The sequence below is a fragment of the Streptomyces parvus genome (genome assembly GCF_032121415.1).
GTDB lineage: Bacteria > Actinomycetota > Actinomycetes > Streptomycetales > Streptomycetaceae > Streptomyces > Streptomyces globisporus_A.
In genome coordinates, this window is record NZ_CP135079.1 from 3,824,226 (window position 1) to 3,850,830 (window position 26,605).

At 71.4% G+C, this 26,605-nt stretch carries 27 protein-coding genes, 2 pseudogenes and 1 riboswitch; of the genes and pseudogenes, 21 read left to right on the forward strand and 8 right to left on the reverse strand.

Annotated elements, in window-relative coordinates; all coding sequences use genetic code 11:
• Window positions 1–170: 170 nt before the first annotated feature.
• The gene (locus RNL97_RS18215; protein WP_313750954.1) at window positions 171–380 is read right to left on the reverse strand and encodes a hypothetical protein; all 210 of its coding nucleotides are present in this window, start codon (window positions 378–380) and stop codon (window positions 171–173) included.
• 1,403 nt (window positions 381–1,783) lie between these two features.
• Here RNL97_RS18215 and RNL97_RS18220 point away from each other — a divergent pair.
• The 5 genes from RNL97_RS18220 (at window position 1,784) to RNL97_RS18240 (ending at window position 5,456) form a co-directional block, all read left to right on the forward strand.
• Window positions 1,784–2,122 (forward strand): MerR family transcriptional regulator, encoded by a 339-nt coding sequence (locus RNL97_RS18220; RefSeq protein ID WP_030591060.1) that lies wholly within the window; start codon window positions 1,784–1,786, stop codon window positions 2,120–2,122.
• Window positions 2,123–2,603: 481 nt separating this feature from the next.
• On the forward strand, window positions 2,604–2,807 hold the full coding sequence (locus tag RNL97_RS18225) for a cold-shock protein (protein WP_030591072.1): 204 nt from the start codon (window positions 2,604–2,606) through the stop codon (window positions 2,805–2,807).
• 319 nt (window positions 2,808–3,126) lie between these two features.
• Complete coding sequence (locus RNL97_RS18230) at window positions 3,127–4,638, forward strand: DEAD/DEAH box helicase (RefSeq protein WP_030591075.1); 1,512 nt, start codon at window positions 3,127–3,129, stop codon at window positions 4,636–4,638.
• Window positions 4,639–4,684: 46 nt separating this feature from the next.
• Window positions 4,685–5,089: a CBS domain-containing protein gene (locus RNL97_RS18235; protein WP_030591078.1), complete on the forward strand. Its 405-nt coding sequence runs from the start codon at window positions 4,685–4,687 to the stop codon at window positions 5,087–5,089.
• Window positions 5,090–5,144: 55 nt separating this feature from the next.
• On the forward strand, window positions 5,145–5,456 hold the full coding sequence (locus tag RNL97_RS18240) for an SCO5918 family protein (RefSeq protein WP_030591083.1): 312 nt from the start codon (window positions 5,145–5,147) through the stop codon (window positions 5,454–5,456).
• A gap of 107 nt (window positions 5,457–5,563) precedes the next feature.
• Here the strand turns inward: RNL97_RS18240 and RNL97_RS18245 are convergent, their stop codons facing one another.
• Window positions 5,564–5,923 (reverse strand): hypothetical protein, encoded by a 360-nt coding sequence (locus tag RNL97_RS18245; RefSeq protein ID WP_030591085.1) that lies wholly within the window; start codon window positions 5,921–5,923, stop codon window positions 5,564–5,566.
• A 467-nt stretch (window positions 5,924–6,390) separates the two neighbouring features.
• Between RNL97_RS18245 and RNL97_RS18250 the strand changes: the two are divergent.
• Window positions 6,391–6,615 (forward strand): annotated as a pseudogene (locus RNL97_RS18250) (protein kinase domain-containing protein); the annotation flags it as partial.
• 432 nt (window positions 6,616–7,047) lie between these two features.
• Here the strand turns inward: RNL97_RS18250 and RNL97_RS18255 are convergent.
• Entirely contained in the window at window positions 7,048–7,461 is a 414-nt protein-coding gene (locus RNL97_RS18255; protein ID WP_234313503.1) for a hypothetical protein, read from the reverse strand.
• 16 nt (window positions 7,462–7,477) lie between these two features.
• Between RNL97_RS18255 and RNL97_RS18260 the strand changes: the two genes are divergently transcribed.
• Complete coding sequence (locus tag RNL97_RS18260) at window positions 7,478–7,648, forward strand: hypothetical protein (RefSeq protein WP_313751692.1); 171 nt, start codon at window positions 7,478–7,480, stop codon at window positions 7,646–7,648.
• Window positions 7,649–7,733: 85 nt separating this feature from the next.
• Here the strand turns inward: RNL97_RS18260 and RNL97_RS18265 are convergent, their stop codons facing one another.
• The 3 genes from RNL97_RS18265 to RNL97_RS18275 are packed head-to-tail and all read right to left on the reverse strand — an operon-like array spanning window position 7,734 to window position 10,120.
• Complete coding sequence (locus RNL97_RS18265) at window positions 7,734–8,138, reverse strand: GntR family transcriptional regulator (protein WP_030591087.1); 405 nt, start codon at window positions 8,136–8,138, stop codon at window positions 7,734–7,736.
• A 45-nt stretch (window positions 8,139–8,183) separates the two neighbouring features.
• On the reverse strand, window positions 8,184–9,179 hold the full coding sequence (locus RNL97_RS18270; protein WP_030591089.1) for an ABC transporter permease: 996 nt from the start codon (window positions 9,177–9,179) through the stop codon (window positions 8,184–8,186).
• On the reverse strand, window positions 9,176–10,120 hold the full coding sequence (locus RNL97_RS18275) for an ABC transporter ATP-binding protein (protein WP_313750955.1): 945 nt from the start codon (window positions 10,118–10,120) through the stop codon (window positions 9,176–9,178). The genes RNL97_RS18270 and RNL97_RS18275 overlap by 4 nt, the downstream gene beginning before the upstream one ends.
• 221 nt (window positions 10,121–10,341) lie before the next feature.
• Here RNL97_RS18275 and otsB point away from each other — a divergent pair, with 221 nt between their 5' ends.
• Window positions 10,342–11,193: a trehalose-phosphatase gene (gene otsB / locus RNL97_RS18280; protein ID WP_030591093.1), complete on the forward strand. Its 852-nt coding sequence runs from the start codon at window positions 10,342–10,344 to the stop codon at window positions 11,191–11,193.
• A 102-nt stretch (window positions 11,194–11,295) separates the two neighbouring features.
• Here otsB and RNL97_RS18285 read toward each other — a convergent pair whose 3' ends face one another.
• Window positions 11,296–12,696: an alpha,alpha-trehalose-phosphate synthase (UDP-forming) gene (locus tag RNL97_RS18285; RefSeq protein WP_243314642.1), complete on the reverse strand. Its 1,401-nt coding sequence runs from the start codon at window positions 12,694–12,696 to the stop codon at window positions 11,296–11,298.
• A gap of 64 nt (window positions 12,697–12,760) precedes the next feature.
• Window positions 12,761–13,711, reverse strand: a complete 951-nt coding sequence (locus RNL97_RS18290) for a glucosyl-3-phosphoglycerate synthase (RefSeq protein ID WP_030591099.1) — start codon at window positions 13,709–13,711, stop codon at window positions 12,761–12,763.
• A gap of 153 nt (window positions 13,712–13,864) precedes the next feature.
• Window positions 13,865–13,992: riboswitch (SAM riboswitch) on the forward strand.
• Between the two features lie 18 nt (window positions 13,993–14,010).
• Here RNL97_RS18290 and thrC point away from each other — a divergent pair.
• The 13 genes and pseudogenes from thrC (at window position 14,011) to RNL97_RS18355 (ending at window position 26,566) form a co-directional block, all read left to right on the forward strand.
• The gene (thrC, locus tag RNL97_RS18295) at window positions 14,011–15,306 is read left to right on the forward strand and encodes a threonine synthase (protein ID WP_030591102.1); all 1,296 of its coding nucleotides are present in this window, start codon (window positions 14,011–14,013) and stop codon (window positions 15,304–15,306) included.
• 35 nt (window positions 15,307–15,341) lie between these two features.
• Window positions 15,342–15,620 (forward strand): MoaD/ThiS family protein, encoded by a 279-nt coding sequence (locus tag RNL97_RS18300; protein ID WP_003967347.1) that lies wholly within the window; start codon window positions 15,342–15,344, stop codon window positions 15,618–15,620.
• A gap of 433 nt (window positions 15,621–16,053) precedes the next feature.
• Window positions 16,054–16,260 carry a cold-shock protein gene (locus tag RNL97_RS18305; RefSeq protein WP_003967346.1) on the forward strand — a complete coding sequence of 69 codons (207 nt, stop codon included), beginning with the start codon at window positions 16,054–16,056 and terminating at the stop codon, window positions 16,258–16,260.
• Window positions 16,261–16,610: 350 nt separating this feature from the next.
• Window positions 16,611–18,233, forward strand: coding sequence for a chaperonin GroEL (gene groL / locus RNL97_RS18310; RefSeq protein WP_003967345.1), 1,623 nt, complete (start codon window positions 16,611–16,613; stop codon window positions 18,231–18,233).
• Window positions 18,234–18,907: 674 nt separating this feature from the next.
• Window positions 18,908–19,039 carry a keywimysin-related RiPP gene (locus RNL97_RS18315; RefSeq protein WP_106978462.1) on the forward strand — a complete coding sequence of 44 codons (132 nt, stop codon included), beginning with the start codon at window positions 18,908–18,910 and terminating at the stop codon, window positions 19,037–19,039.
• A gap of 50 nt (window positions 19,040–19,089) precedes the next feature.
• Window positions 19,090–21,060, forward strand: a complete 1,971-nt coding sequence (locus RNL97_RS18320) for an asparagine synthase-related protein (RefSeq protein ID WP_313750957.1) — start codon at window positions 19,090–19,092, stop codon at window positions 21,058–21,060.
• Window positions 21,057–21,308: a lasso peptide biosynthesis PqqD family chaperone gene (locus tag RNL97_RS18325; RefSeq protein WP_030591111.1), complete on the forward strand. Its 252-nt coding sequence runs from the start codon at window positions 21,057–21,059 to the stop codon at window positions 21,306–21,308. Before RNL97_RS18320 ends, RNL97_RS18325 begins: the two co-directional genes overlap by 4 nt.
• On the forward strand, window positions 21,305–21,796 hold the full coding sequence (locus RNL97_RS18330) for a lasso peptide biosynthesis B2 protein (RefSeq protein ID WP_243314645.1): 492 nt from the start codon (window positions 21,305–21,307) through the stop codon (window positions 21,794–21,796). Before RNL97_RS18325 ends, RNL97_RS18330 begins: the two co-directional genes overlap by 4 nt.
• Entirely contained in the window at window positions 21,738–23,594 is a 1,857-nt protein-coding gene (locus RNL97_RS18335; RefSeq protein ID WP_032766504.1) for an ABC transporter ATP-binding protein, read from the forward strand. The genes RNL97_RS18330 and RNL97_RS18335 overlap by 59 nt, the downstream gene beginning before the upstream one ends.
• Before the next feature lie 191 nt (window positions 23,595–23,785).
• On the forward strand, window positions 23,786–24,286 hold the full coding sequence (locus tag RNL97_RS18340) for a SigE family RNA polymerase sigma factor (RefSeq protein ID WP_030591118.1): 501 nt from the start codon (window positions 23,786–23,788) through the stop codon (window positions 24,284–24,286).
• Window positions 24,279–24,728, forward strand: coding sequence for a hypothetical protein (locus RNL97_RS18345; RefSeq protein ID WP_078652157.1), 450 nt, complete (start codon window positions 24,279–24,281; stop codon window positions 24,726–24,728). Before RNL97_RS18340 ends, RNL97_RS18345 begins: the two co-directional genes overlap by 8 nt.
• Before the next feature lie 127 nt (window positions 24,729–24,855).
• Window positions 24,856–26,076: a mannosyltransferase family protein gene (locus RNL97_RS18350; RefSeq protein ID WP_243314647.1), complete on the forward strand. Its 1,221-nt coding sequence runs from the start codon at window positions 24,856–24,858 to the stop codon at window positions 26,074–26,076.
• A gap of 44 nt (window positions 26,077–26,120) precedes the next feature.
• Window positions 26,121–26,566 (forward strand): annotated as a pseudogene (locus RNL97_RS18355) (anthrone oxygenase family protein).
• The last annotated feature ends 39 nt before the right edge of the window (window positions 26,567–26,605 follow it).

Consider the following 26,605-nt stretch of genomic DNA (forward strand, 5'->3'; position numbering starts at 1 on the left):
CTGGGGTTTTCTGTTGTGGGGGCCGTGACGTAACGGTAGATGGTTCTGATACACCGGAGCCCGTCGGCCGAGTGGTCTCTTGCTCCGCCTCGCTCGCGACCCAGCTGTGCGCACCCGAGCCGCCGTGCGCCGCGGACGCGCCCTTGCCGGTCCGGCGCGACAGTCTGCTTTCAGGCGTTCGACCAGGCTTCGAGGAAGGCTTTCCGGCCCGCGCGATCGTCAGACCTGCGGTCCGCGTGCAGGACGTGCCAGGCGGTGAGTTCGAGGTCACGGAGCCATAGTTCGCCGATGACCTGGGTCTTGAGCTCCGGAAGGTGGTCGGACTCGATGAGGGCTCGGCCGATCACCTCTCCGGCCGCGAGGCGTTGGGGCGGGGTCATCTCGTCGACGGCGGAGAGGATCTGGCCGGCCAGGGTGGTTCCCTCGCCGGTCAGTGATTCGAGGACCCCGGCCTTGATGGTCGCGGGCAGGAGGTAGGCGGTGCCCGAAGACCTCCACAGGTCCGACCAGAAGCGTTCTCCCGCCTCGGTGGGGGCGGGGAGCGCGGCAAGGAGTCCGAGGAGATGGCCGATTGCCGCGTAAGCCGCCGGTGTGGGCAGCTGCGACGACTGCGATGCCCGCGACGCGCTCCACGTCGACCTGGCCGGCTTCCGAAGCGGGGCCCAGCTGATGTTCCAGCTGATCGGCCAGAGGGGCGGACAGGTGGGGGTGGACTTCAGGAAGCATGGGCGCTCCTTGCGGGTGGGCGAGCGGAGATGCCGCTTCGGAAGCTCTGATCGTTCCCCACGGCCGGCCCGTCTACTCGGCTCCGGCAGGCCGAACCGGCGCCGTGGTCGCGGCGGGTTTGCACGACGGAGTCAGGCCCTCATGGGCGGCACGCCCTTTTGCCCGGACTGCTTGAAGAGCTTCGCGTGGGTCGTGCCAGGAGGCCATGTCGGCAGTGACGCCCGTGCTGCTCTGGTGGAGCAGGCTGTCGACCGGTGGAGTCGGTCGAGCCGAGGCCGGGGCGTGCCCGGTCGGGGTGCCAGGGGCGGCCGGGATGGCCTGCTCGTGCGCCGTCGGCGGCTCGGGTAGAGAGTCTGCCCGGCGAGCATCTGAAAATCTGTTCTGGCTGAGGTAGACATTGGCGTGCAGGGTGGCTATGGTTTCTCTCGTAGCCAAGAAGGACAGCAGGGCCTGGCAGAGATGAACTGCCAGGCAGCAGTACTCAGCAGTTGCAGTGTGCAGGTCGGTGCGGTGGTGGAGTCCCGAAGCCGGGGTTGTTGCAGGATGGCGACGGGGCTGGCGACCGGACCGGGTGGCCCGAGGTTTTCAGGGGCTGCCGTGAGCAGTACCGCAGTAGGTAGGTGCAGTCAGCAGTACCAGTGGTTCCTCGGTAAATGGCGTCAGGCTGCGGCGCGCGTGCCGGGAGGTTCGGCAGTGGGGTTCCAAGCCGGAGCAGATGCAGGACGGGCGACGGGGCTGGCTGCCGAAGTGGCGCTTGGAGAGGCCACGAGAAGTAGGGAAGTAGTTTGTCCAGAGGGAAGAACGGAGGAGTTGAGCACCATCAGGATCGCCCGGGCGAACGTCATGGGCCCGGGTACCGCAGGACATCGATAGTGAGGTGGTCTCCGGTCAAGCAACCGCGATCCCCGCAGCCCCCGGGCCTCTTCCCGGCAGGTGTGCGGAAACATAGAGCCGGCGTAGCCGATCTCGGCCGGCTGATGGTGTAGCAGTTCCTTCGGGGCCCGGGTGCCAAGTGGCACTCGGGCCCCTCCGACGCGTGTTCCACAGGAAGGTACAGATGACAGCAGGCGACTCGTTCGACCGCCTCGACGACGACGATTACCCCGCCTACACCATGGGGCGGGCCGCCGAGATGCTCAACACCACGCAGGGGTTCCTTCGCGCCATCGGCGAGGCCCGCCTCATCACCCCCCTGCGCTCCGCGGGTGGCCACCGCCGCTACTCCCGCTACCAGCTCCGCATCGCCGCCCGCGCCCGCGAGCTCGTCGACGCCGGCACTCCGATCGAGGCGGCCTGCCGCATCGTCATCCTGGAGGACCAGCTCGAAGAGGCCCAGCGCATCAACGCCGAACTCCACCGAGGCGCCGAGCCGCCCAGCGCGCCACCCGCAGCCTGAAGGCCTGCGGGTCCGGATGGAAGTCCGGCAGGCGCCGCCCCCCCGCCTGCCGGGAGTGCGCTCAAGGGGCGCCCCCGCCGCGGTGGCCGTTTCGTGAGCGTGCTCCCGCCCGGGCGTGGGAGCTGCTCGTGAGCGTGCTCCCCCCCGGGAGGAGAGCCCTGCCGGTAGCCCTTCAACGCTGCGCTCGGGGCGGGGCAATATCTGTCGCCACGGCGTGAGGGTTCAATGCGCCGTGCCGGGAGTGTTATTGCGGCGACAAAGACAGTGCAGTTATTCGGCGTACGCGGATCATTACGGCATGCTACTGTCGATCTCGGTTGCAGTTGTGGTTCCCAGAACTTCAGGCTTCTGCGTGGGTAATTTTCGACCAGTGGAAGCTTCATTGTATTTCCGGTTTTCTCCGGTCGGGGCATCATCGCGGCGACGCGGGATCCGTACCCCACGGGTCTCGGCGTACCTGCCCCCCTGAAGGAGATGTGACATGGCGTCCGGCACTGTGAAGTGGTTCAACGCGGCCAAGGGTTTCGGCTTCATCGAGCAGGACGGCGACGGCGCTGACGTGTTCGCCCACTTCTCGAACATCGCCGCCGACGGCTTCCGCGAGCTCCTTGAAGGCCAGAGGGTCACCTTCGACATCGCACCGAGCCAGAAGGGCCCGACGGCCGAGAACATCGTTCCCGCCTGACGCTGACGCGCACTTCGTAACCGGGTCCCGCATCCTTCGGGGGCGACCCGGCTCCGGGCGTCCTCCCGGATCGGTACCACCTGCGGCGGGACCTTCGCCCGCAGAGTCACCGCCCACTCCTTCGGGGTCCCACTGGCCAGTGGGCCGGATTCCTTGCCCAGGTGGCCTCACTCATCGCGTGGCCCTGCAAACCCGATCCGGGAAGAACCACCGGCCACATCCCATTTTTGTATTTCGCTCGGCCCGTTCTTGTGATTCCTTGCGCTGTTCTTCCGCTGCGGGAATTCCTTGATACGTGCCGTATCAAGGAAGGTTCTGAATGAACCCCACCCGTACGAACAACCGCTCTTCCCGCACACGCAGCCGTACGGCCGACTCCGGTCGTGGCGGCAGCCGCTTCACCTCCGCCGCCCCGACCCGTTCGGGCGCGCCCGCCCGTTCCGGCGGTCCGGGTCGCTCGGGTGGCCAGGGGCGGCGGCCCGCCGCGGTCCAGGGCGAGTTCGCTCTGCCGGCCACGGTCGCTCCCGCGCTTCCCGCGGTCGAGGCGTTCGCCGACCTCGACATGCCGGCGCAGCTGCTGGCGGCGCTGACCGCGCAGGGTGTGAGCGTTCCTTTCCCGATCCAGGGGGCGACCCTGCCCAACACTCTCGCGGGCCGTGATGCCCTGGGCCGGGGGCGGACCGGCTCCGGCAAAACCCTGGCCTTCGGCCTCGCCCTGCTGGCCCGGACCGCCGGTCAGCGGGCCGAGCCCCGACAGCCGCTGGCCCTGGTGCTCGTGCCGACGCGCGAGCTGGCCCAGCAGGTGACCGACGCGCTGGCCCCGTACGCCCGCTCGGTCAAGCTGCGGCTGGCCACGGTCGTCGGCGGAATGTCGATCGGCAGGCAGGCCAACGCGCTGCGCGGGGGCGCCGAGGTCGTCGTGGCGACGCCGGGCCGGCTCAAGGACCTCATCGACCGCGGTGACTGCCGGCTCGACCAGGTCGCGATCACCGTCCTCGACGAGGCCGATCAGATGGCCGACATGGGCTTCATGCCCCAGGTCACCGAACTTCTGGACCAGGTCCGCCCCGGAGGGCAGCGGATGCTGTTCTCCGCCACCCTGGACCGCAACGTCGACCGCCTGGTCCGCCGCTACCTCAGTGACCCGGTCGTCCACTCCGTCGACCCCTCCGCCGGTGCGGTGACGACGATGGAGCACCACGTGCTGCACGTCCACGGCACCGACAAGCTCCGGGCGACGACCGAGATCGCCGCGCGCGAAGGCCGGGTCATCATGTTCCTGGACACCAAGCGGGCCGTGGACAAGCTCACCGACCACCTGCTGGCGAGCGGTGTGCGGGCGGCGGCTCTGCACGGCGGGAAGGCGCAGTCCCAGCGCACCCGGACCCTGACCCAGTTCAAGACCGGGCACGTCACCGTGCTCGTGGCCACGAACGTCGCCGCCCGCGGCATCCACGTCGACAACCTCGACCTCGTCGTCAACGTCGACCCGCCGACCGACCACAAGGACTACCTCCACCGCGGCGGCCGGACCGCGCGGGCGGGGGAGTCCGGCAGCGTCGTCACCCTGGTCACCCCCAACCAGCGCCGCGACATGACCCGCCTCATGACCGCCGCCCGCATCGTGCCCCAGACCACCCAGGTCCGCTCCGGCGAAGAGGCACTCGGCCGCATCACCGGCGCCCAGGCCCCCTCGGGCGTTCCCGTGACGATCACCGCGCCGGTGGCCGCGCGGCGTCAGCGCAGCGCTTCCTCACGCGGCCGGCGCAGCCCCGCCTCCGCGGCCCGGCGCGTGAGCGCACATCAGGCCGCCTTCGACGCGGCGGCCTGAGAACTTCGTGATCCGGAAGCTGACTCACCTGTGCAGGAGGCACCTTTTGACGCTGGTCCAGATGCAGCCCCGCTCGACCGAGGCCACCGCTGTGGGCAGGACCGTGGCCGACGCCATGGACACCGCCGGGCCGCAGGTGTACGACGACATGACCGTCGAGGTGGCCCTGTCCGTCATGGCCAGTGCCCGTACCGGGCATCTGCTGGTCTGCGACGACAGCGGCCTGTGCAGCGGACTGGTCACCCACGCCCGGCTCGCGGCAATCCGTGAGAGCTCGGGCTACTCGGACAGGGTCCGGCTGCGGGACATCCTCGGCGACCGAGGACCGTTCACCTCACCGGTGACCACAATGGCCGAAGCCGGGCACATGATGCGCCACAGCGACGTCGTTGCCCTGCCCGTGGTCGACGAACACGGCAGTGCGCTGGGCGTACTCGCCCTCGCCCGCTGAGCCGTCCCGTCCGCGGCGAAACCACCCCTCCGCGTTTCTCTCCCTGTGAGGCATCATGCGCTGTGTCATCGCCCGCTTCCCGTTCGACCTGACCAGGAGCGGCGTCCTGGAATCGATGAAGGGCATCAAGCCCGAGCACGTCACCGGCGAATCGGTGATCATCGGCCGACGCACCTACCCCGTCAAGCAGGTCGGACAGGTCATCACGCGTCAGGACCGCCGCGACTTCAGCGCGGGAGAAGTCCTGCGGGCCATGACCCAGCTCGGTTTCACCTGCCGCGACCTGGCCCCCGCCCCCGCGCCCACCCGCGTCCTCGACCCGGTGCAGCAGGCATCCGCGATGCTCGGCGCCCCCGTGGCCGCCTGACCGAACGGGCAGGGCGCGAGCTGTCCGCGAGCATGGGTGAGGGTCCGGCCGGAGCACTCCGGCCGGACCCTCACCGCGTATCGAGCTGCCCCGACAGGGGCAGCGGGTCAGTGGTCGGAGTAGCTGAAGTCGCCCATCGTCCAGGCACTGACGTCCTCGATCGCGACCCGGTACATCCCGCCGGTCTCCGGGATTCCCACCGGCCCCTGCAGAATCCGGGCCACGTGGAAGTGCAGATGCGTGGGAGGCCCTTCCGCGGGTGCGGCAGCGGTGAACATGGCGGAGAAGTCGCCCAGGCTGGCCGAGTCCGCGAGGACCTCCGACACCCGCTGCCGCCAGACGGCTTCCGGTGCCAACCGGCCCGTGATGACAGCTCCACCGGCGACCACGGTCAGAGACATCTGATTGCTGCGCCCGGATTCCACCAGGGCGACAACGTCAACAAGCAGCGCGTCAGGCTTCGACATGGGGCCGATTATATTCGTCGAACATTGGCAGGCATTCCCGCGCCGCCGCTCCGGGCAGGACGGCGCTGAGACCCTGTCGCCGGAGGCGCTCGGCCACCATGGGCGTGGACGGCGCCGCTCGTCACCGCGGCCCGGCCGCAAAGCCCTGCCGCTCATGCCGGCGTGATCGCCCCCGGCCTGTCCTGATCACGCGCGCGGCTCCGGCCGGGCGTCAACGACCGCAGGGGATAAGGCCATCGGGAGATCGAGGCGGCCCGCCGCGTCGGTGGGCGCCACACCGCTCCCGTGCTCGATGCCGACGCCGATGCCGACCGGCCGTGGGTGGCCACCGGGTACGTGCCCGGCCCCTCCCTCGAACAGGCCGTACGGGAGCACGGCCCGCTGCCGGCCGCATCGGTCAACGCCCCGGCTTCGGCATCGCCCGCGCGCTCCAAATCTCCGTGGAGTCCCTGCTGACCAGTACGGGCATGGTCATCGGCTCACCCGGGTTCATGGCGCCCGAGCAGATCCTCGGCGAGGAGACCGGGGCGGGGGCGGACGTCTTCTCCCTCGGCTGTGTGCTGATGTACGCGGCCACCGGGCGGCTGCCCTTCGGGTCCGGGGCGAGCAACCAGCACGCGGTGATGTTCCGGATCGTCCAGTCCCCGCCGGACCTCGACGCGGTGGAGGACGCGTCCCTGCGCGAGCTGATCGAACGTTGTCTCACCAAGAGCGCCGCCGAGCGCCCCGGAGTGGACGAGCTGGTGGAGGGCCTGGGGCCCGACCGGTCCTCGGATGCCCTGCGGGGTGCCTGGCTGCCGCCGGTACTCCTGGCCCGGCTGGCACAGCAGTCGGCGCTGCTGCTCGACGCGGATGTGCCGGAGGCCTTGGACGTGCCGGAGCGTGCGGTCGTGCCGGAGCGTGCGGTTGTACGGGAAGCCGTGGACGTACCGGAAAGGGCGGAGTCCGCGGAGCCGGAAGGCGGCGCCGAGCCTGTATCTCCGGTGGTTCCCGAGCCTTCGGGACCCGAGCCTCGTGACCTCGGTACGGCCGATCTGCGGCCGGCACCGGCGAAGAGCGACGAGGCGGGCGGCCCGTCCCCGGACCCGGCCCCTTCGCCGGCATCGGCCCCGTCTCCGTCTCCCTCACCCGAACCGGCTCGTGCCGCCGCCTCTGTCGTCCAGGAGGTCCCGGCTGCCCGAGACCGGCCACGGCGTCGTGCCTGGGCCGTCGCGGCCGTCGTCGCCGCCGTGCTGGCCGCCGGCGGCGCCACCGCCTTCCTCAACCGCGACCCCGGTGGTTCCGACCCCCGGGGCGGAGACGCCGCCGCGCCGCCCGCCGCCGGTGACGGCCCCTCCGGCGACCCGGCTGCCCCTGCCGGAAAGGACGACGGCAAGGACGGCTCGAAGGGCGGCGGGAAGGACGAGGACAAGGGGGACGCGCAGGGCAAGGAAGGCGCGGAAGAGGAGCAGGGCGGAGGGGACGGCGGCGACTTCGGCGGGCAGAGCGCCGAGGGCGGCGACGGGGCTGTTCCACGCGGCGTTCGGGAACGCGTACACGGCGAAGCTCAGCTCCGTGGCGGACGGCGGGAACCGGATCAACATCGGTACCGCCGTGGTCGACACGGCGCGTTCCGGCGGGATGTGCCGCGACACCGACCCCTCGTTCTTCACCGTCGCCGGCTCCGGCATCCTGCACGACGTCGGGCCCGCCCACGGCAGCGGCTATCGCTACAACCGCGCCTGAGCGGGCCCGTCAGTCCGGAACCGGCACGCTCCGCAACTGGCCGCTCCGAGACCGGCAGGACGGTACGGCCGACGTCCGGAGCCCGTCAGTCCGGCGCTTCCCCCGGGTACGCGTTCCCGAACGCCGCGTGGAACAGCGCCGTGACGTCCCTGCCCGTCAGGCCCTCGGCGCGGGCCTGGGCCAGCCAGTCGGTGAGGGCGGTGCGCAGCGGGGAGTCGGGGCCGGACTGGGGCTGGGCGAGGGTGCGGGTGATGAACGTGCCCGCTCCCTGGCGTACCTCGGCGAGGCCCATGCGCTCCAGTTCGCGGTAGGCCTTGAGGGTCGTGTTGGGGTTGACCTTCGTGGTCGCGGCGACCTGGGCCGCGGTGGGCAGCCGGTCGCCCTCCTCCAGCGCGCCCATGCGCAACGCCTGTTCGACCTGCCGGACGATCTGGAGATAGGTCGCCACTCCACTGCGCCGGTCGATGCGGAACACGACCACGGACTTCACCTTCCGCTCGATTGCCGACACTTTACGTAGGGGAGGGGGCGGTGATCACAGCGGGCGGCGCGAGGTCCACCAGAGGGTGAACGCCGTGAGCAGGATCGTTCCGGCGAGGAGGATGCCCGCCGCTGTCCACTGCATCGTCGCCATCTGGCCGTAGTCGAGGTACTGGATCACGTCGTTGACGATGCCGTGCTCCTTGATGCACGCGTTCTGCGCCTTCTCGGTCGCCTCGGCGCAGGTGCCCCAGCCGTACAGGGTGCCGTCCGCGCTGCCGACCCAGCGGTCCATCTCGTACACGTCGTGGAAGCGGGCGGGGAGTTCGGTGTCCATGGGGTACGTGAACATCTTTGGGGAGCCGAGCCGTACGCGTACCTCGTCCCAGACGAACATGGTGGTGACCGCCGTGAAGAGGAACGCGCCCACCATGGCCGGGAGCACCCGGCGGACCAGGGCGCCGATGGTGATGCCGACGGCGGTGAGGAAGAGCAGGAAGGCGGGGAGGACGGGACCGGTGTTGTCGAAGATGACGCCGTCGATCCACTGGCTGAGGAAGAGCGAGCGGTGCGGTTCCCACCACCAGGTGAACAGCGCCGAGAGCACCAGGCCCGGGACCAGCGCGAGGGTGTAGGCCAGGCCCAGCTTGGCGGTCAGCCACTGGCGCCGGGTCACCGACTGGGTGGTGACGAGCTGTGCGGTGCCGTTCTCCTGGTCGCCCGCGATCAGCGGGGCGCCGATGAAGACGGCGAGGATCAGCGGCAGGCCGTTGATGATGCTGGTGATGTACTCGTAGCCGCGGTTGTTCTCCATCGGCCGGCCGGGATCCTTCTCCGGCCAGCCCTTCGCGTCGAGCAGCTGCACCAGTTCGTGGCGCTCGTACACGATCCAGAGCGCGGTGAGCACCGTGAGGCCGAGGACGCAGGCCAACGCGACCCGGTGCTGGCGGACGACGAGCCAGGGAAGGCCGCGCAACAGGCGGCGTCCGGAACCGGGTCCGGAGGGCTTCCGGGCCTTTCCGGGCTTCTCGGTGAGGGTGGTGCTGCTCATGCTGCCTGGGTCCCTTCGGCATCGACGCGGGCGCCCTGGGTGTAGAGCGGGGGCGCGTCCGGGGAGCGGAGATGGGCGAGGAGGACTTCCTCCAGCGAGGGCTCGGCCCGCTCCCAGTCGGCCGGGAGCGGGCCCCCCGGCCGGACCATCGCCTGGAACTGCCGCCCCTGGACGCGGGATTCGACGACCGTGTGGCCGGCGAGCTCGGGCGGCAGCGAGCCGTCCCGGGACACCCCGGTGACCAGGGTGTGGGCCGGTACGAGCGCGTCGGCGTCACCGGCCATGCGGATACGGCCCTCGGATACGACCAGCAGGTAGTCGCACATGTCCTCCAGCTCGGTCAGCATGTGCGAGGACATCACCACCGTGGTCCCGCGCTCGACGGCCTCCGCCATCAGCAGGGTGCTCATCTCGTCCCGGGCCAGCGGGTCGAGGTCCGACATCGGCTCGTCCAGGAGCAGCAGGTCGGGCCGCTTGCCGAAGGCGAGCGCGAAGGCCACCCGGGTGCGCTGGCCGCCGGAGAGCGTGCCGACCTTCGCGTCCGGCGGGACGTTGCCCGCGCGGACGATCCGGTGCGCGGCGTCCGCGTCCCAGCCGGGGTTCAGCTCGGCGCCCATCCGCAGCGTCTCCGCCACGGTGAACCGCTTGAACAGCGGCTTGTCCTGGCCGAGGAACGCGACCTGCGGCAGTACGGCGGGGTCGTCGACCGGTACGCCGAAGACGCGCAGGTCGCCGGTGGTCGGCTGCACCTGCCGGGTCGCCAGCCCGAGCAGGGTGCTCTTGCCGGCTCCGTTCGGGCCGACCAGACCGCAGATGCGGCCCGCCGGGATCCGGAAGGAGCAGTCGCGCAGCGCCCAGCCGCGCCGGTAGCGCTTGCCCAGGCAGCGGGCCTCCAGTGCCCAGTTGCCGGACGTCGCGTTCGGGGTGCTCGTGTCTGCCACGCGCCTCACCTCGGTTCCGTGATTCCGTGATTCCATGAATCAATTAATGGAATCATGGAGTCGTGAGGGAATGACTGTCAAGCCGGGGTGATGGGGCCCGAAGTGCTGGTGGCTCCCGTGAACAGCCGTCCGGGCGGGCACCTGCGGAGCCGTCCGGGCGCCTCCGCGGTGCCGGGGCGAGCACGCTCGTGCTCCATCCGTCCAGGGCTTAGGCTCGCCCCATGGGCAGTCACCCGGAACGTCTTCCGAACCCGACCACCCCGGCCGGCCGCGAGGGGCTCGACGCCGTTCTCGCCCGGCCGGACCGCGCGGTCGTCGCCCTCGACTTCGACGGCACGCTCGCCGACATCGTCCCGGACCCCGAACAGGCCCGCGCCCACCCCGGCACCGTCGAGGCGCTCGCCGCGCTCGCGCCGAAGGTCGCCGCGATCGCCGTGATCACCGGCCGTCCGGCGGGCGTCGCCGTCCGCTACGGCGGCTTCGCGGGCGTCCCCGGGCTGGAGCACCTCGTCGTGCTCGGACATTACGGGGCCGAGCGCTGGGACGCCGTGACCGGCACGGTCCACGCCCCCGCTCCGCATCCGGGCGTCACGGCGGTACGTGCCGAACTCCCCGGCTTGCTGGACGAGTCCGGGGTCCGGAACGACACCTGGATCGAGGAGAAGGGACAGGCCGTCGCCGTCCACACCCGGCGGGCCCAGGACCCGCAGGCGGTCTTCGAGTCGCTGCGCGGGCCCCTCGGCGAGCTGGCGGTGCGGCACGGGCTGATCGTCGAACCGGGTCGGCTGGTGCTGGAGTTGCGCCCGCCCGGCATGGACAAGGGCGTCGCGCTCGCCGGGCTCGTCGCGGAGCTGGACGCGGAGTCCGTGATCTACGCGGGCGACGACCTCGGGGACCTCGCCGCGTTCGCCGCGGTGGAGAAGCTGCGCAGCGAGGGCCCGGACGGCATCCCCGGTCTCCTGGTGTGCAGCGGCAGCGCCGAGGTGCCCGAACTGGCCGAGCGCGCCGACCTGGCGGTGCCGGGCCCGGCCGCGGTGGTGGACTTCCTGGCGGCCCTGGCTGACCGCCTGTAGGTCACCGGAGGAGCGCCGCCGACGGCCCCGGCGGCCCGTTCCCCGGCGGCCGCCGGCGCAGCCGCCCGGGGCCGGAACACCACGAAAGCCCCGGTCGGCCCCTCACTCCTGCCGCAGCGCCTCCAACTGGTCCAGGAACCACCGCTGCGGCGGGAGCGCGGTCGCCGCCTCCGCCAGCCGCTTCGTCCGTCCCGACCGCTCGTCCCCGCTCATCGTCAGTGCCTCGTGCAGCGCCTCCGCCGTGCCCGTCACGTCGTACGGGTTCACCACGATCGCGTCCTCGCCCAGCTCCTCGTACGCCCCCGCCTCCCGCGACAGCACCAGCGCGCAGCCGTGGTCCGAGACGACGGGGACCTCCTTGGCGACCAGGTTCATGCCGTCGCGGATCGGGTTGACCAGGGCCACGTCCGCCAGCCGGTACGCGGCCAGCGAGCGGGCGAAGTCGTCCTTGACGTGGAGGACGACCGGCGTCCAGCCCTCCGTGCCGTACGCCCCGTTGATCTCCGTCGCCAGCGACTGGACCGCCGCGGTGTAGTCCCGGTAGACGGCGAGGTCCTGGCGGGAGGGGTAGGCGAAGGCGACGTGGACGACGCGCTCGCGCCACTCGGGGCGGGTCTCCAGCAGCGTGCGGTACGCGTGCAGCCCGCGCACGATGTTCTTGGACAGCTCGGTGCGGTCCACCCGCACGATCGTCTTCCTGTTCTCGCCCACCTGCTCGCGCAGCGCCGCCATCCGCTCGTCCACGTCCGCCTCGTGCGAGCGCCGGCGCAGGAAGTCCGCGTCGGCCCCCAGCCCGTGCACCCCGATCCTGGTCCGGCCCGTGCCGCCGAGGATCTCCGTACAGCAGCCGATGAACGCGTCCGCCCAGCGCCGGGTCAGGAAAGCGGCCCGGTCCGCGCCGAGGATGCCGCGCAGCAGCTGCTCCGCGATGTCGTCGGGCAGCAGCCGGAAGTAGTCCACGGGCGCCCAGGGAGTGTGCGAGAAGTGGCCGATCTTCAGGTCCGGCCGCAGTTCGCGGAGCATGCCGGGGACCAGGGCCAGGTGGTAGTCCTGGACGAGGACCGCCGCCCCCGGCCCCGCCTCCTCCGCCAGCGCCTCCGCGAAGGCCCGGTTGTACGTCTCGTACGCCGCCCACTGCCGCCGGAACTCCGTGTCGAAGACCGGCTCGACGGGGGTCTGGTAGAGCAGGTGGTGGACGAACCACAGCACGGAGTTCGCGATGCCGTTGTACGCGTCGGCGTGCACCTCGGCGTCGATGTCCAGCATCCGGACGCCCGGCTCGCCGACCCCGCGGCGCACCGCCTCGCGGTCCCCGTCGCCGAGGGCCGCGCAGACCCACAGTTTGTCGTCGACGGCGCTCAGCCCGGAGACGAGACCGCCGCCGCCGCGCTTGGCGTCGAGCGTCCCGCCCTCGCCGAGCGTGTACGTGATCGGGCCGCGGTTGGACGCGACGAGGACCTGGGCGGTGGACGGGGCGGTGGCTTCGGCATGCTCGGTGACCATGTAGCGGAACCTAGCCCGTGGGGGAAGCCGCCAAACGCCTCAGAGGGTCACGCGGCCCACTGCCTCACGCCGCGTGGCGCCGCGCGTACTCCGCGATCTCCCGCATCGGCGGCCTCTCCTCCGTGTCCACCGCATGGGTGCGCGGCACGAAGCCGTCCTCGCCGCGCTCGAACTGGGTCAGCGCCGGGCGCACCAGATGGCCCCGGGAGAGCCGCAGCTGCGCCGTGCGGTAGATGGCCGCCGCCATCCGGCCCAGCGCCTGCCCGTCCTGGTGGCGGTGTCTGCGCACGCCGACGTCGACCTGGCCCAGCGCGTCCAGGCCCACGGTGTGCAGCGCGTCCACGAGCAGCCCCAGCTCCACTCCGTAACCGACCGGGAACGGCAGCCGCTCCAGCAGGGACCGGCGCACCGCGTACTCACCGCCCAGCGGCTGCACGAAACCGGCCAGCTGCGGCCAGTGCAGATTGAGCAGCGGGCGTGCCACCAGTTCAGTGACCCGGCCGCCCTGGCCTGCGCTGTCGCCGAGCGGGCGGTCGTACATCGCCTTGACGAACTGGACGGCGGGATCGGTGAGCAGGGGGCCGACCGTCCCCGAGACGAAGTCCGCCGAGAAGTCCTTGAGGTCGGCGTCCACGAAGCACACGATCTCGCCGCTGGTCACCAGGAGCGAGCGCCACAGCACCTCGCCCTTGCCGGGCAGCGCCGGGATCCGGGGCAGGATCGCGTCCCGGTGGACCACGCGCGCGCCCGCCGCCCGGGCCACGGCCGCGGTGGCGTCGGTGGAGCCGGAGTCGATCACCACGAGTTCGTCGACGAGCCGGACCTTCTCCATCAGCTCGCGGCGGATCGTCGCCACGATCGCGCCGACCGTGGCCTCCTCGTTCAGCGCGGGCAGGACCACGCTCACGGACGTGCCCCGCGGGTCGGCGGCCCGGGCGTCGGTGAGCTGGTGCGGCGGGCGGTCGCCGGACGACCAGGAACGCCTGGTCAGCCAGCGTTCCACCTCTTCGAGCACGGTCGGCACTCCCTGTGTGTGATCCATCTCGCGGTTCGGACGACTATCTCAACGGTCCGGTGCTTCGGTTACAGTCTTGAACAACGCGGAGGGCCGTCGCATGTCGGGGTCGGACCGCACATAAACGCCTGGATCGAAGATCCAGCGCCATAGAGCTCATCCAGAGGGACTGAGGGAACGGCCCGTTGAAGTCCCGGCAACCCTCCTGCCGACCGCGAGGTCACGGTGGGGAAGGTGCCAATTCCGTCTTGCGGCGAAATGCGTCGTGAGGAAGATGAGGAGAAAGGGCCTCCGCCATCATGGCTGTTCAGACCGTCGCAGGTAATGCCACCACCGCTTCCCCGGACCTCGGTCCCGCCGCGGCGCTTTCCTGCCGCGAGTGCGGCGAGCGTTTCGAGCTCGGCCCCCTTTTCGCCTGTGCGTCCTGTTTCGGGCCGCTCGAAGTGGCCTACGACCTGCCCGCCGGCTCGCCCGAGGAGCTGCGCAAGCGCATCGAGGCCGGTCCGGACAACATCTGGCGCTACGCCCCGCTGCTGCCCGTCCCCGCCGACGTCGCGGACAAGCCCAACCTGAACCCCGGCTTCACCAAGCTGGTCAAGGCCGACAACCTCGCCCGTGAGCTGGGCGTCACCGGCGGCCTGTACGTGAAGGACGACTCCGGCAACCCGACGCACTCCTTCAAGGACCGCGTCGTCGCGATCGCCGTCGAGGCCGCCCGCGCCTTCGGTTTCACCACCCTCTCCTGCTCCTCCACGGGCAACCTGGCCGGAGCCGTCGGCGCCGCCGCCGCCCGCGCCGGACTGCGCTCCTGCGTGTTCATCCCGCACGACCTGGAGCAGGGCAAGGTCGTCATGGCCGCGGTGTACGGCGGTGAACTGGTCGGTATCGAGGGCAACTACGACGACGTCAACCGCTTCTGCTCCGAGCTCATCGGCGACCCGCTCGGCGAGGGCTGGGGCTTCGTCAACGTCAACCTCCGCCCGTACTACGGCGAGGGCTCCAAGACGCTGGCGTACGAGATCTGCGAGCAGCTCGGCTGGCGGCTGCCCGACCAGATCGTCATCCCGATCGCGTCCGGCTCGCAGCTCACGAAGATCGACAAGGGCCTCCAGGAGCTGATCAGGCTCGGCCTGGTCGAGGACCGGCCGTACAAGATCTTCGGCGCCCAGGCCGAGGGCTGCTCCCCGGTCTCCACGGCCTTCAAGGCCGGTCACGACGTCGTCCGGCCCCAGAAGCCGAACACCATCGCCAAGTCGCTGGCCATCGGCAACCCGGCCGACGGCCCCTACGTCCTCGACATCGCCCGGCGCACCGGCGGCGCGGTGGAGGACGTCACCGACGAGCAGGTCGTCGACGCGATCAAGCTGCTGGCCCGCACCGAGGGCATCTTCGGCGAGACGGCGGGCGGGGTGACGCTCGGCGTGACGAAGAAGCTCATCGAGGCCGGTGCCATCGACCCGACGCTCACCACCGTCGTCGTCAACACCGGTGACGGCCTCAAGACGCTCGACGCGGTCTCGGCCACCTCCCAGGCCACGGCCACGATCAAGCCGAGCCTGGACGCGTTCCGCGCCGCGGGCCTCGGCACCGCCTGACGACCACCCCGCAACGAAGGAAGAAGGGCACCACCATGAGCGTCAAGGTCCGCATCCCCACCATCCTCCGTACGTACACGGGCGGCCAGGCCGAGGTCCCGGCGGAGGGCGCGAAGCTCTCCGAGGTCATCGAGTCCCTGGAGAAGGACCACCCGGGCATCGCCGCCCGCGTCCTGGACGACCAGGGCAAGCTGCGCCGCTTCGTGAACGTGTACGTCAACGACGACGACGTGCGCTTCGAGGGGGGTCTGGACGCGGCCACCCCGGACGGCGCCGGCGTCTCGATCATCCCCGCGGTGGCCGGCGGCTGCTGAACCGCCCGGTGAGTCCCCACCGCACCTGCGTGTGACCCCCGTTGCCCCCTCCGCGAGAGAAGCGGAGGGGGCAATTCTGCATGGTTGAGCGCGGTACAGTTGGGGAAGGCCCATCCGCTGCCCGTGCCGCCCGCATATGAGAATGCGCCCGGCCCCGATAAGAAGCAGCCAAAGTGCGTGAACCTCTTGTGGCATAAGTGCCCTTTGCCTGGCCCGACTTGCCCGTAAATCTCAGCAAACCCGCATATTCGCGTGTTCCTCCGGGCTCAGAATTCTCGTCCGATTGACCTGTTGCAGAGGGCAGTTGGGCGGATACATTCGGCCGCGGTCGACGCGCTGCGGCGCCGCGCACCCTCTCCTGTCGGAGGGTGAGTTCCGACCCGGGGCCGCGAAGTGCGGTCCCGTGCAAGGGCCAGTAATAGGGGAGTTAGGCATGGCTCAGGGCACCGTCAAGTGGTTCAACGCGGAGAAGGGGTACGGCTTCATCGCGGTCGACGGTGGTGCGGATGTTTTCGTCCACTACAGCGCGATCCAGATGGACGGGTACCGCACCCTCGAAGAGGGTCAGCGAGTTGAATTCGAGATCTCGCAGGGCCAGAAGGGGCCCCAGGCCGACATGGTCAAGCTCGCCGTCGGCTGAGCTCGGCGCGGTCGTCCGACGACACCACTCACGCACGTAGGGCCCGACCCCGGGATCAGGGGATCGGGCCCTACGCGCGTCCGGGTGCGGGCGGCGGCCGCGACCCGGTACCGGCAGGGCTTCGCGCCCCTCGACCGCATGGCGGGCACTGGCCGAAGGCGCTTGCACTCTCGGGGGTCGAGTGCTAATCATTGGCGTTAGCACTCTCCAGGTGAGAGTGACAGAACTTGGATCGGGCCGGTGAGGCCCGCAGGTGCGATGGGGCAAGGAACCATCGCACGCGCAGGCCGTCCGTCGCGGGCGCCTCCCGGTCCGGAGAAATCCACCCCTGTCCGGGAGGACCACTTCACATGGCCAAGATCATCGCGTTCGACGAGGAGGCACGGCGCGGTCTCGAGCGCGGGATGAACCAGCTCGCCGACGCCGTCAAGGTCACCCTCGGCCCCAAGGGCCGCAACGTCGTCCTCGAGAAGAAGTGGGGCGCGCCCACGATCACCAACGATGGTGTTTCCATCGCCAAGGAGATCGAGCTCGAGGACCCGTACGAGAAGATCGGTGCGGAGCTGGTCAAGGAGGTCGCCAAGAAGACGGACGACGTCGCCGGCGACGGTACGACCACCGCCACCGTTCTCGCCCAGGCCCTCGTCCGCGAGGGTCTGCGCAACGTAGCCGCCGGCGCCAACCCGATGGCCCTCAAGCGCGGTATCGAGAAGGCCGTCGAGGCCGTCTCCGCCGCTCTGCTGGAGCAGGCCAAGGACGTGGAGACCAAGGAGCAGATCGCTTCGACCGCCTCCATCTCCGCCGCCGACACCGAGATCGGCGCCAAGATCGCCGAGGCGATGGACAAGGTCGGCAAGGAAGGCGTCATCACCGTCGAGGAGTCCCAGACCTTCGGTCTGGAGCTGGAGCTCACCGAGGGTATGCGCTTCGACAAGGGCTACATCTCGGCGTACTTCGCCACCGACATGGAGCGTATGGAGGCGTCGCTCGACGACCCGTACATCCTGATCGTCAACTCGAAGATCGGCAGCGTCAAGGACCTGATCCCGCTGCTGGAGAAGGTCATGCAGTCGGGCAAGCCCCTGCTGATCATCGCCGAGGACGTCGAGGGCGAGGCGCTCTCCACCCTGGTCGTCAACAAGATCAAGGGCACGTTCAAGTCCGTCGCCGTCAAGGCTCCGGGCTTCGGCGACCGCCGCAAGGCCATGCTCGCGGACATCGCCATCCTCACCGGCGGCACCGTGATCTCCGAGGAGGTCGGTCTCAAGCTGGAGAACGCCGGCCTGGACCTGCTCGGCCGCGCCCGCAAGGTCGTCATCACCAAGGACGAGACGACGATCGTCGACGGCGCCGGTGACAGCGACCAGGTTCAGGGCCGCGTCAACCAGATCCGAGCCGAGATCGAGAACTCCGACTCGGACTACGACCGCGAGAAGCTCCAGGAGCGCCTCGCGAAGCTGGCCGGCGGCGTGGCCGTCATCAAGGCCGGCGCCGCCACCGAGGTGGAGCTCAAGGAGCGCAAGCACCGCATCGAGGACGCGGTGCGCAACGCCAAGGCCGCCGTCGAGGAGGGCATCGTCGCCGGTGGTGGCGTGGCTCTGCTCCAGGCCTCGGCCGTCTTCGAGAAGCTCGACCTCACGGGCGACGAGGCGACCGGCGCCAACGCCGTGAAGCTCGCGCTGGAGGCCCCGCTCAAGCAGATCGCCGTCAACGGTGGTCTGGAGGGTGGCGTCGTCGTGGAGAAGGTCCGCAACCTGCCGATCGGTCACGGCCTCAACGCCGCGACCGGCGAGTACGTCGACATGATCGCCGAGGGCATCCTCGACCCGGCGAAGGTCACGCGCTCCGCCCTGCAGAACGCCGCGTCCATCGCCGCGCTGTTCCTCACCACCGAGGCCGTCATCGCCGACAAGCCCGAGAAGGCCGGCGCGGCCGCTCCGGGCGGCATGCCGGGCGGTGACATGGACTTCTGATCGGCTCCCGGTTCACGCCGGGTCGATCGATCGAAGCTCCGCGTACGTCCCACAGGGGCGGCATCTCCTTCACGGGGGATGCCGCCCCTGTGGCGTGTCCGGGTTCCCCGGGGCCGTGCCCGGGCCCCGGGGACGATGGCGTGAGGGGGTGCGGCCGGTCGGTCGCGCGGGGACCGCGTGGCCGAATGACCACTTGCCGCGGCCGCTCCCGTACGGCAGCACTTTCCGGCGCGACTGTGCCGAGGGCGGTGGCGCGCCCGCGGTCCCTGGGGTAGAGCGGCCGTGGAGCCCGCGCCGAGGCCCGTTCCCGCCGGTTCGCCGGGTCCGCCGACGGCCGCTCCCCGTCGTGCCAGCTCACCGCCCGGCCCGGCGGCGCCTTCAGTCATTGGTCCAGTCCACCGAGCGCCCCCGCCCGGGTCGTGTGCGACTGCACAGGGCGGTCGGAGGGTTGCCCCGGCCGGGGGCCGCGGTATCCCGAATCGGCCCGCCCCCGATCTCGGCGCTCGCGCTATCCGGCCAACTTCGCACGGTAAGTCGGAATCATGCGTACCGGTTCAACAGCCGGACATGATGGCTCTGGTGTTCGCAGGGTGAACACCAGTCGCACCAATAACTCCAGTTATGCAGAGCCCTTTGGGCATAACGGTCGTCAACCGCGCAGAAGGGAAGGTGTCATGAAGCAGCAGAAGCAGCAGAAGAAGGCTTACGTGAAGCCGTCGATGCACCAGCAGGGCGACTTCTCGAAGAAGACCGCCGGCTACTTCGTCGGCTCGTACAAGGAGTACTGGACCCGGCGCATCATCTGATCCGCCGATCCGATCCCTGCGCAGCGCGTGAGAACTTCCGAAAGGTGAAGATGCCCGGTCAGTTGCGTGACTACTTCGTCGTCCTGCCGGACAGCGCGGCGGGAGCGGCAGCGGCCGGGCAGCTTCCCGTGCCGGAAGCGGCCGCCGGGCGGTCCTCCGCGCCGGAAGCCACCGGGCCCGCCCGGGAGGCGGGCGACACCCTGACCGTCGCCCATCCCTCGGGCCGGCCCTGGGTCGTCGCCCGTCCGCTGGTGCGCAGGGTCAGCCACCTCGCGCGAGGCGAGGACGCCCTCGTCCTCATCGGCCCGGACCGCGTCCCCGAGGCCGTGCTCGCCCGGATCCTGGAAGGCGCCCGCGACCGGACCGGCCTGGAGCGCCGCCTCGCCCGGCTGCCCGGCCTCTACCACGTGGTCGCCCGGCTGTCCGGGGAGAGCTGGATCCGGGGCACCGCCACCGGACTCCGCCGCATCTACCACGCCCGGCACCCCGCGGCCGGAACCATCGCCTCCGACCGCCCCGCCGTCCTGGCCCGCCTGATCGGCGCCCCCCTGGACGAGAGCGCGCTGGCGCTCCGGCTGCTGGACTTCCTGCCGCACCCCCTGAGCCGCCGCGCCGTGTGGCGGGGCGTCCACGAGACCGGCGCCGGGTACGGCCTGGCCCTGCCCGTCGCAGTACCGGGCACGGCCGCCGTCCCCCATCCCGCGGAGCACCGCTGGTGGGAGCCGCCGCCCGGGGAACTGCCCCTGGCGGAGGGGGCCCGCAGGGCCGCGGACGCCATCGCGGCCTCCGTACGGGCCCATGTCGGCGGCCTGGACCGGATCAGCTGCGAACTCTCCGGCGGCCTGGACTCCACCGTCCTCGCCTTCGCCGCCCGGGAGACCGGCCCCGCGTCGCTGTCCCTCCTGACGGTGGCCGCCCGGGACCGCTACAGCGAGGACGAGACCTGGGCGCGCAGGGCGGTCGAGGCGGCACGGAACACGGCCGCGACCGCCGTGAACGGCCACACCGCCCTGGACCACCACGTCATCCCCGCCGACGACGCCCCCTACTTCTACGCCGATCTCGCCTCCACCGCGGCCGAGTTGAACGACGAACCGCTCCCCGTCGCCCCCGGCCGGGCCCGTGCGGAACTGCTCCTCGGCCGCGCCCGTGCCACCGGCTCCCGCTACCACCTCACCGGCTACGGCGGCGACGAGATCTTCCTCGGCCTGCCCCACGCCTACCAGGACCTCTTCCACGGCAACCCGTTCACCGCCTGGAGCCACCTCGGCGGCCTGCGCCACCAGCTCGGCTGGCCGTTCCTGCCGACCCTGAAGGCCCTGCTGGACCGTTCGGCGTTCCCCCGCTGGATCGCCGGGGCGGTCACCGCCGAACCCCAGCCCGTCGCCCGGACCCCGCTGCTCTCCTGGGGCGTACGGCAGTCCCTGCACCCCTGGCTCACCGAGCACGCGAACACCCTGATCGCCGGGGAGTTCCGGACCGCCGCCGAGCACGCCGAACCGATCGACCCGTGGCGGGGACGGCACGCGGACATCGACGGCGTACGGATGGGAGCCCGGCACTTCCAGGCGATGGAGGACATCGGCATGACGATCGGGCTGCCGGTCGCCGCGCCCTTCTACGACGACCGGGTCCTGGAGGCGACCCTCGCCGTACGCCTCCCTGAGCGCATCAGCCCCTGGCGCTACAAGCCGCTGCTCGTCGAGGCGATGCGCGGGGTGGTGCCCGACGCGCTGCCGGCCCGGACGACGAAGGACCACATGGCCTCCGACGAACACCAGGGCCTGCGCGAACACGCGGCGGAACTGACCGAGTTGTGGACCGGCTCCCGCCTCGCCGAACACGGCCTGGTCGACGCCCGCCACCTGCTCCGACTGGCGGCCGAACCCTTCTCACCGGTCCTGGTCGAACACTCCATCAGCTCCACCGTGGCCGGGGAGACCTGGCTCCGCACGGCCGAGAACGCCTGGCCCACACCCCGGCCGACCCCCACGACCACCCCCAGCGAGGCAACCCTGTGAAGCTCAGAAAAGGCATCGCCGTCACGACCACCGAGTACGGCGGCGTCCTCCTCGACGAGAAGAGCGGCAGCTACTGGCAGTTGAACGACACCGGCGTCATCGTCGTCGAGACCCTCGCGGCCGGCCGCGCCCCCGGGGCCGCCGTCGACCGGATCGTCGCCGAGTTCGACGTCGAGCGCGCCGAGGCCGAGTCGGACGTCGCGGAGCTGACCCGCCGGCTCGTCGAGGCGAAGATCGTGCGCCCATGACCACCGAGATGACGATGCCGCGCAGTGGCGCCGGAGCGGGCGGGGTGCGGCTGCGGACCGCCATCGCCGCCGCGATCGTCCTGGCCCGGCTCAAGCCCGGCCGGCTGCGCCGGGTGCTGGCCCGGTGTTCCCGGGGCGCGCGCCCGGCCTCGTACGCCGAGACGCTGGAGGTGCTGGAGGCGGTCGTCGCCGGCAGCCCCCGCTGCGCGAGCCGTTACGGCTGCCTGCCCCGGTCCGTGGCCGTCGCCCTGGCGTGCCGGCTCTCCGGTGTCTGGCCCGACTGGTGCGCGGGGGTGTGGGCGTCCCCGCCGTTCTCCCCGCACGCCTGGGTGCTGGCGGAAGGACGTACGGTCGGGGAGCAGGCAGAGGCCGCCGATCTGCGTCCTTTGATGGTGGTGACGGTACGCGAGGGGGTTCGGGGTGAGCGCGGTGGCGGGGCCGGTGGCGGGGCCGGGGCAGGCGGGTCAGGGTCCGGGCAGACAGCCTGAGAGCACAGAACCGCCCGGCTCGGCGGCACCCCCGGGCCCGTCCCGCTCCACCCCGGCGGCTGACCCCGGCCCCTCCCCCCTCCGGCTGCTCCTCGCCCGGGTCCGTCCGCACCGGGGCGTCCTGATCCGGGCGGGCCTGCTCTCGCTCGCCGGGTCCGGGGCGGGGCTGGCGATGCCGCTGATGGCGAAGCACGCGGTGGACACGTTCGCCGGGGGCCGCTCGCCCGTGGCCCCGCTCGTCGCGCTGACCGCGCTCGTGCTGGCGGGAGCCTGCCTCTCCGCGTACGGGAGCTACCTCATGTCCCGTACGGGGGAGGGAGTCGTCCTCCGCGCACGTGACCAACTGGTGGGCCGCATCATGCGGTTGAAGGTCCCGGCGGTGGACCGGCTGACGCCCGGCGACCTCCAGTCGCGGGTCACGAGCGACACGACCCTGCTCCGTACGGTGCTGTCCAGCGGGCTCGTCGAATCGTTCAACAGCGTGCTGATGCTGCTCGGCACGATCGCTCTCATGGCGTACATGGACCTGACGCTGCTCGGCGTGACGCTGGTGGTGGTCGTCGGCATCGGGGCCGTGACGTCCCTGCTGATGCCGCGCATCCAGCGGGCGCAGCTCAGGGCGCAGGAGTCCGTGGGCGCGATGGGCGCGGCGCTGGACCGGGTGCTCCAGGCGTTCCGTACGGTCAAGGCGAGCGGGGCGGAGGAGCGGGAGACGGCGGCCGTCGCGGCGGCGGCCCGGCATGCGCACGACCGGGGCGTGTCGGTGGCGAAGTGGTCCTCGGTCTCCGACGTCACGATGATGATGTCGATCCAGCTGGCGTTCCTGGCGGTGCTGGGCGTCGGCGGCGCGCGAGTCGCCTCCGGCTCGCTGGAGATCTCCTCCCTGATCGCGTTCCTGCTGTACCTTTTCTACCTGATGGGCCCGATCGGCGGTCTGGTCGAGGGCTGGACCGGCCTGCAGAGCGGGCTCGCGGCGGTGCGCCGGATCGACGAGGTGGAGTCACTGCCGGGTGAACCCGCCCAGGAATGCGCCGGGTTGGCGAAGAAGGGCGGCGGCCCGCTCGGGGTGGCCTTCCAGGACGTGACCTTCGGGTACGGGGACGAGCGCGCCCCTGCCCACCGAGGGGTGACCTTCGACGTGCCGGCCGGCGGGATGGTGGCGTTGGTGGGCCCGTCGGGGGCGGGCAAGTCGACGGTGTTCAGCCTGCTGGAACGCTTCTACGACCACGAGGCCGGCGTGATCACCGTGGGCGGCCGGGACATCCGCGCCTGGCCGCTGGCCGAGCTGCGCGGCTCGCTGGCGTACGTGGAGCAGGACGCGCCGGTGCTGGCCGGGACGCTGCGGGAGAACCTCCTGTTCGCGGCCCCGGACGCAGACGGGAAGGAGCTGGCGGCCGCGGTCGCCCGTACCCGGCTGGACGCCCTGGTCGAGCGGTTGCCCGAGGGCCTGGACACCGCGGTCGGCCACCGGGGCGTCACCCTCTCCGGCGGCGAACGCCAGCGCATCGCCATCGCCCGGGCCCTGCTGCGCCACCCCCGGCTGCTCCTCCTCGACGAGGTGACCTCGCAGTTGGACGCGGTCAACGAGCAGGCGCTGCGCGATGTGATCCTCGAACTGGCCGAGCGGACCACGGTGCTGGTGATCGCGCACCGCCTGTCCACCGTCCGGCACGCGGACCGCATCGTGGTCCTGGAGGAGGGCCGGGTCCGCACGGCGGGCACGCACGAGGAGCTGGTCGACGGGGACGAGCTGTACCGCGAGCTGGCGACGACCCAGCTGGCGGCGGACGGGCGGTGAGAAGAGGGGCCGGCGGGGCCGGGCGCGGAGCTCAGGCGCCGGTTCGCCGAGGAGGTCGACCGGTCGAAGGCGGCCGGGCCGGGGCGAGCACCGGCTGTGACGACGGTCACCCTTTCGCTTCTCCGGTGATGTAGACCGGATGTACGTCGGCGGGCGTATACCCGGTGAAGCGAAAGACCCGGGAGCAACTTTTGACCGTCGAGGAGTTCGAAGAGTTCTACGCCCAGGCGGTCGCACGTCTCACCGGCCAGTTGTACGTGATGACCGGCGACCTCCAGGAGGCGCAGGACGTCGTGCAGGAAGCGTTCGTCAAGGCGTGGGTCCGGCGGGGGCGGCTGGAGCGGGACGGGCAGCCCGAGGCGTGGATCCGCACCGTCGCCTGGCGGCTGGCGGTGAGCCGTTGGCGCTTGTGGCGGCGGTCGGCGGACGCCTGGGGCCGGGGGAGCGGTGGGGCGGAGCACGTCGCGCCGCCGGATCCGGACCACGTGGTCCTGGTCGACGCGTTGCGGGAGCTGCCCGCTCAGCAGCGGCGGACGTTGACCCTGCACTACCTGTGCGATCTCACGGTCGAGCAGATCGCCGGGGAGACCGGGCTTTCCACCAGCACGATCAAGACGCATCTGGTCCGTGGACGGGCGGCGCTCGCCCACCGTCTGCGGGACCCCCGCATCGAGGAGGCTCCTGATGTCTGAACCGCGGGACCCGCAGGATCCGTTGCGGTCACTGTTCCGGGAGGCAGGGGAGTTCGGGCAGGCCCTTACCGACCCGGACACCGCGTCGAGCATCACCCGGCGCGGCATGCGCGCGCAGCGACGCCGGATGGCCGCGGTCGCGGTGGGGGTGTGCCTGGTCGTCGGCGGGGGCGGCGCGGTCGCGGTGGGCCTGCTGCCGGTACGGCCGGAGCCGGTGTCTCCCGCCACGAGCCCGTCGCCCGGTTACCCGTCGCCCGCACCGTCGGAGGGCCTGCCCACAAAGCCGCCCTCACCGCCGCCGTCGCCGAGCACCACGATGCCGGGGACGGAGGGGACGTCGGGCCGGACCACCGAGCCGGGCGGACCGCCCACGGGCACACGTACGAGCACGACGCCACCGACGGCATCGGCGACGACCGACAGGGGCGCGTCGACGCCCTGACGCCCCCGCGCGGCCGCCTCTCTTCCTTCCCCCCCCTCCTTCCCCTTCCCTTCCGTCCCCCGGCGGCTTCCCGGGCGATCCGGCGCGCCCCGACGTCCCCGCGAGGCGTGCCCGAAAGGTGTCTGCGTTGTCCACGCTCTCCCCCGGGCTGCGGCCGTCTCCGGTCCGTCCTGCGGCACCCGCTGCCCCCGGGCCCCGGGCGGCGGGGTTCCGTCTCAGCCCCGCCGATCGCGGCGTCCTGTGGCTCTACCTCCTGACCCGCATATCCCTGTGGATCACAGCCCACTCGGCCCGCTGGTTGTTTCCCGCGCAGTCCGGCGCGAGGGAGGCGGCCCCGGTCCTGGCGCCGTTTCAGCAGTGGGACGCGAACCACTACCTCCACATAGCGCGCGACGGCTACTTCCCGGCGGGCGCGGGGCCGTGGACGAGCGGCTGGGACAACCGGGAGGCGTTCTTCCCCGGCTACCCCCTCCTGCTGCGCGCCGTGCACACGGTGGTGCCGGACTGGACGGCGGCGGGGCTGCTGATCTCGTTGGTCGCGGGTGCCGTGGCCGTACTGGCCCTGGCCCGTCTCGCGCGGGCGTACCTGCCGGAGGAGGGGGCCGGCCACCGTACGGCGGCTCTCTTCCTGCTCTCGCCCTGCGCGGTGTTCCTGGCGGCGGGCTACACGGAGGCGCTGTTCCTGGCGTTCGCCCTCCCCGCCTGGCTCGCGGCGATGAGGCACCGGTGGGCGCTCGCCGCCGTACTGACCACGCTCGGGACCGCGGTACGGGTCTCCGGCCTGTTCCTCGCGGCGGCGATCGGGCTGCTGTTCCTGCTGTCCGTACGTGCGGGCGGGGTCCGGTGGAGCCGGCGAGCAGCGGGCTGGACGCTGCTGCCTGCCCTGCCCCCGGCCGCGTACAGCTGGTATCTGCACGCGCGCACCGGCGACTGGATGGCCTGGAAGCACGCGCAGGAACGCGGTTGGTACCGCACGTTCCACCCGCCCTGGGAGGCGTGGGCGAACACCTGGACCGGGGCGTTCGGCGGCACGCAGTCGACCGGCTACGCGTTCATGTTCCAGGCGGAGTTGGCGGCGATGCTGGTGGGTCTCGCCCTGGTGGCGCTGCTGGTACGCCGACGCCGCTGGCCGGAAGCGGTGTACGTGGCCCTCAGCCTGTGGGCGTTGGGCACCTCGTACTGGTACACCTCCGTCCCGCGCGCGACGCTGCTGTGGTGGCCGCTGTGGATCGGCCTGGCGGCGCTGACTCTGCGTCGGCCGTGGTTCAGGACGGTGTGCCTGTGCGTGGCGGCGCCGGTGACGACGCTCGTCGCGCTGACGTTCCTGACGGGGAGATGGGCGGGGTGAGGAGACGGGACCGGTTCCCCGGCCGGTCCCCCTCCGGGGTGTACCTGTCAGAGCACGGCGAGCCGGTCACCACCGTGATCGTCGGACTGCTGGTGGGGGTGGAGTTCTCCGTCGCCTTCGTCATCAACCGGATCCTCGACGCTCCCCCCGGCGACAGCGCCCAGCTCGGGCGGAGTCATGGAGGCCGGATGCTCGGCGCCCTGATGCCGTTCTGGTACATCGGCTCGCTGGCCTTCAGCGCGGTCTGGGCCATAGCCGGCCGGCGCGACGAGGCGTCGGCCTGGTCGTCGCCGCGGCCGCGCTCCTGCTCCTCAGCGTGGTCATGTCGCTTCTGCTGCTCGTCCCGATCAACAACCGGGGCAAGACGTGGGCCCCGGAGAACCGGCCCGAGGACTGGAAGGAGCAGATGAACCGCTGGGACCGCTGCCACTACGTCCGCGTGGCCGTCCTCATCGCCGCCTTCGCATCGCTGGTCACGGCCCTGGCGTGAGCCGGGGGTCGAGCCGATGGGCCTGTGGGCGGGGAGCCC